This window comes from Erysipelothrix sp. strain 2 (EsS2-7-Brazil) (assembly GCF_016617655.1).
In the GTDB taxonomy this organism is placed as follows: domain Bacteria; phylum Bacillota_I; class Bacilli_A; order Erysipelotrichales; family Erysipelotrichaceae; genus Erysipelothrix; species Erysipelothrix piscisicarius.
Map to the genome: position 1 here is coordinate 49,613 of NZ_SCFT01000013.1, position 4,983 is coordinate 54,595.

At 34.1% G+C, this 4,983-nt stretch carries 3 protein-coding genes; all 3 read right to left on the bottom strand.

The features are described from left to right. A partial coding sequence (locus EPJ90_RS06820; protein ID WP_244660394.1) for a DUF1542 domain-containing protein occupies positions 1-3,855 on the bottom strand: 3,855 nt, incomplete at its 3' end. Between the two features lie 312 nt (positions 3,856-4,167). Continuing rightward, complete coding sequence (locus tag EPJ90_RS06825; RefSeq protein ID WP_200542851.1) at positions 4,168-4,785, bottom strand: MucBP domain-containing protein; 618 nt, start codon at positions 4,783-4,785, stop codon at positions 4,168-4,170. 20 nt (positions 4,786-4,805) lie between these two features. Further along, positions 4,806-4,982 carry an IS3 family transposase gene (locus tag EPJ90_RS06830; RefSeq protein WP_342671844.1) on the bottom strand — a complete coding sequence of 59 codons (177 nt, stop codon included), beginning with the start codon at positions 4,980-4,982 and terminating at the stop codon, positions 4,806-4,808. Between the last annotated feature and the right edge of the window lies 1 nt (position 4,983).

Genomic DNA, 4,983 nt, shown 5'->3' on the forward strand with positions numbered 1-4,983 from the left:
CTTATCGATTTCTTTCTTCGCATCTTCAGCTTTTTTATCGAGATCTTTTTTCGCTTCATGCTTTGAATCGAGAAGTTTACTATCATCAATAACTTCATTGATGCCCTTATCGGTTGTATCAATCACATCTTCAATTTCTTTTGGATTGTTTGATTGATCGATCGCATCTTTGCTGTCTTGATTTTTTTGATCGATATCATCTTTAGCTTTTTGCTTTTCATCATCGGTTAAGTTTGGTAGCTCATCGATTTCTTTCTTCGCATCTTCTGCCTTTTTATCAAGTTCAGATTTAGAATCTTCTTTTTTCTTGTCTAAATTGCCTGTGTTTTTAGTTTCATATTTCTTTTCAATTGCTTCCAATTCTTTGATTCCTGTTTTTAAATTTTCAGGAATATCGGTATTCACAGCTGTGTCTTCAATACGCTTAATTGCTTCAGCAAGTGTCTTATTGATTTCGGCATTTGCATCTTTGCGTTGTTGATCAGAGAGTGCTGGTTTGTCAGCAATTTGTTTACGAACTTCTTCCGCCTTAGCGTTTAAATCTGCGATTGCTTTTATTTTCGCATCATCAAGTTCTGCTTTGACAACAACGTTTCCAATATCCGTTTTTCCTTGGTTGTAAATTGAGTTAATATCTGATGGTGTTGATGCTTTATCGATATTTTTCGAAGCGTCACTTACTGTTTTATCAATAACTTTCTTCGCTTGATCTTTTTCAGCTTGTGATAAGTTTTCTAGTTTATCGATTGTTTCTTTAGCCTTTTCTGCTTCTGCATTTAAGTTTGCTTTTTTATCATCCTTGAGTTTCTCAAGTGACTCAAAGTTTTCTTTTACAAGTGCATCTTTGATTGCATCCATCTCAGTTTTAGTTTCAGAAACAACTTTATTAAGATTCTCAATAGTCTTACCAGATTCTACATTTTCAAGACCTTTATTCAATGCATTATCGACTTCGCCTTTAGCTTTGTCTTTAACCTCTTGTGATAGTCCAGGTAATGCATCAATCGCTTTTTTCGTCTCATCAGCTTTCGCTTCTAAATCTTTTTTCGCTTTATTTTTAGCATCTTGTAATGTGCTTTGATCAACAATTTCGTTTACCGCATTATCTGTTGTATTTTTTGCATCTTCAACATCTTTAGGTGTTGTTCCTTGATCAATTGCATCTTTACCATCTTTAGTTTTTTGATCGATGTCATCTTTAGCTTTTTGCTTTTCATCATCCGATAAGTTTGGTAACTTGTCGATTTCTTTCTTTGCATCTTCCGCTTTTTTATCCAAATCATCTTTGGCTTTATTTTTTGTATCCAGAAGTTTGTTGTCCTCAACAATATCGTTGATGCCTTTATCCGTTGTATCAATCACTTTTTCAATTTCTTTTGGATCGTTTAACTGATCAATTGCATCTTTACCCTCTTTGGTTTTTTGGTCGATATCATCTTTGGCTTTTTGCTTTTCGTCATCGTTTAAGTTAGGTAACTTGTCGATTTCTTTCTTTGCATCTTCTGCCTTTTTATCGAGTTCAGATTTAGAATCGTCTTTTTTCTTATCTAAATTTTCTGTGTTTTTTGCTTCATATTTTTGTTCAATTGCATCTAATGCATCCATTCCAGTTTTTAAATTTTCAGGAATATCTGCAATCTCTGTTGTATCTTCAATACGTTTAATTGCTTCTGCAAGTGTCTGATCGATCTCATCATTGGCATCTTTACGTTGTTGATCAGAGAGTGCTGGTTTATCAGCAATTTGTTTACGAACTTCTTCCGCCTTAGCATTTAAATCTGCGATTGCTTTTGTTTTGGCATCATCAAGTTCTGCTTTAACAACAACGTTTCCAATATCTGTTTTACCTAGATTGTAAATTGCGTCGATATTTGATGGTGTCGTTGCTTTATCCAGTTCTTTTGAAGCGTCATTGACCGTTTTATCAATCAATTTTTTTGCTTCTTCTTTTTCAGTTTGTGATAAGTTTTCAAGTTTATCAATCGTTTCTTTAGCTTTTTTTGCTTCTGCATCAAGACTTGACTTCTTGTCGTTAATTAATGCATCAATACTATCATTATTTTCTTTAATGATTGCATCTTTAATGGCATCCATTTCGGTTTTAGTGTCCGTAACAACTTGATTAATGTCATCCACAGACGTACCCGATTCTACCCCTTCAAGTCCTTTATTTAACGCATTATCGATTTCACCTTTAGCTTTATCTTTTGCTTCTTGGGAAATTCCAGGTAGTGCATCAATCGCTTTTTTCGTTTCATCAGCTTTCGTTTCTAAATCTTTTTTCGCTTTATTTTTTGCATCTTTCAATGTATTTTGATCAACAATTTCTTTCACCGCGTTATCTGTTGTATTTTTCGAATCTTCAACATCTTTTGGTGTCGTTCCTTGATCAATTGCATCTTTACCGTCTTTGGTTTTTTGATCGATGTCATCTTTAGCTTTTTGCTTTTCATCATCCGTTAAGTTTGGTAACTTATCGATTTCATTCTTCGCATCTTCAGCTTTTTTATCAAGTTCAGATTTTGAATCATTTTTACGATCAACTAGTGTTACATCATTAACAATTTTATCGATGTTTCCCGAAGCAGTATCTTTAGAATTGGTTGCATCTTCACGTGTTTTTGCATTATCAATTGCCTTCTTACCATCTTCTAATTCTTTTTGAATTGCATCAATTTTTTCTTTTTTCTCAGACTCAGATACATTTTTTAAGTCTTCAATTTTTTTGATTGCTTCATTAGCCTGATTCTCAAGTTCTTCTTTGAGAACTGGTTTTAATTCTTGTAATTCATAAACGCGTTCAACTTCTTTTAAATCATTAGTGAGTTTTTCATTTAGTCCAGGACTTGTCACGCCTTCAATCTTATTTTTTAAGTCATCGATTGTACTTTGGGTTACATCACCTTTTAAGACACGGTCATCAAAATTGTCAAAAGTATCTTTGATAGCATTTTCGATTCCTTTTGCGTGATCTAGTAAAGCTTGAGCTTTATCGAGCAAATCATTAACATATGCTTTAACATCACTTGCATAAGGGTTTCCTGATGCTGTGATTTTCGCACGAATTGCGTCAATATTTTTTTGAATTTCGGCAGTATCATTACCAACCAACTCCTTAAATTCACTGTCATTAAAAAGGGCATGCGTATCTTCTTGAATTAAATAATCATCTTTGAGGAAGAATCCCATTCTATGAATTTCAAGGTGTGTATTTTTATCGTTTGTAGCGAAATGACGTAAAGAAACCGTTACTTCTCCACTTCCATCAGCAACAAAAGGCAAACTAACAATTTCTAATTTATTGGTTGCGCTAAATCTTTCAGATGCAAGGCCATTTTTTCCCGAAGTAGCAGTTCCAGGATAAATATTTAACATCCCGTTGCTTGTACCTTGAACACTCTTCAACTCAGCTCTAAAGTAATATTCATAGCCTGCTTGAAGTTGAATTGTTTGACCAACGAGCATGAAACTTGCATTTTCGGCCACACTTGAGTTTTCTACTCTTATAGATTTTGACTTAAAGACACTATCATCTGTATTGTTTTTTTGGCCAACGAGATAGTTATATCTTCCAATATCGCGATATCCATCTGTTACTTTCGAACTGATCGTTCCAGCAGATTCTCCTCCAAATACATTATTTGTGGAGCTAAGTTTCCAGTTTGGAATCGTTGAATCTTTTGCACCATATCTCAGATAGGGGTTTTGTAATTTATTGCCTCGGAATGGAAACAATTCCTCTGTCTCTTGTGCAGATATTGTATAATTTTGGTTCATTGAAATACTTGTAACGAGCAAGACAAATGTTAATGCAACTGTCATGATCTTGTTTAATAGTTTATTTTTTTTCATCATAATATACTCCTTTTCTTATCAATACTACAGTGTTGCGTTTTTCTTAATTCCCCTCCCCATTCCGTAAGCACGCTCTATCAAGATAACATAGAATTTCTTTCAATTCTAAGAATTTGCTTTGGATTTCATAATATGTTTATCTTTCATCATTAAAAATTGAACTTTTTACGTTTATTTCGTGCCTCATCCTCACACTTCGCATTTCTTGTCTTTTCACAACACTTTTTTTGATACCGAACAAGAGCACGAATTTTAACACAAAAAAAACAACCATCACTGGTTGCTTTTTTGAATTATTTATTTATGAAATGATTAGCGCTCTATTTTAGATTTTTTTCTGTTTTTATAAACAAGACCTCCACCCATTACAATTAAGACTGCGCCTAAATACTTCACAAACGAGATTAGAGGCGTGCTCACTCCCGTTTGTGGAAGTTGGTTGCCATTCTCATCTTTTGTATAGACATAGGTTACGGTTTGATTTTCTTCCGTGAACAGTCCTGTCGCATTTCCTCTTATTTCTTTTAGAGTATAACCTTTTAGGTTAAGGGCTTCGGTGCTATAAGCATCGCCTACTTGACCTGTTATTATTCGTTGTTCATGAATAACATTACCATTCGAATCAATATAAATAATCGTAACAGTTCCATCTAAAACCAGACCGCTTACGGTTACAAATACCGTGAGTGTTTGACCATCTGCAGAGGTAATTACAACTTCATATTTACCGGGCGTGTTCATATCCACCTTCGATGTATCGATGGTTACGTCAATAGGATTTCCATCACGATCTGTTGCGGATGCCATGAACTCACCCTTTTCAGGTAGCGCATCGCCAATATTTTTCGCAACATCGATTCCGTTAATCGATTGAAGATTTGCTTTAACGATTACTTTAACGGTTAGTAATTGACTGGAGTTGTCAAACAAAAGTAGACATTAATAAAAGACTAGAAACCCTTATCCATTTTATATTGGATAGGGGTTTTGTAATTTAAACTGTAAGCAGGTCTTTCAAAATTAAAATAATGTACATATGCTTCGATATAATTTTCAAAGTTATCTACGGACCAGTATTGATAATCACACGCCATTTCTGCTTTAATCCATCCCTTTAATGATTCGATA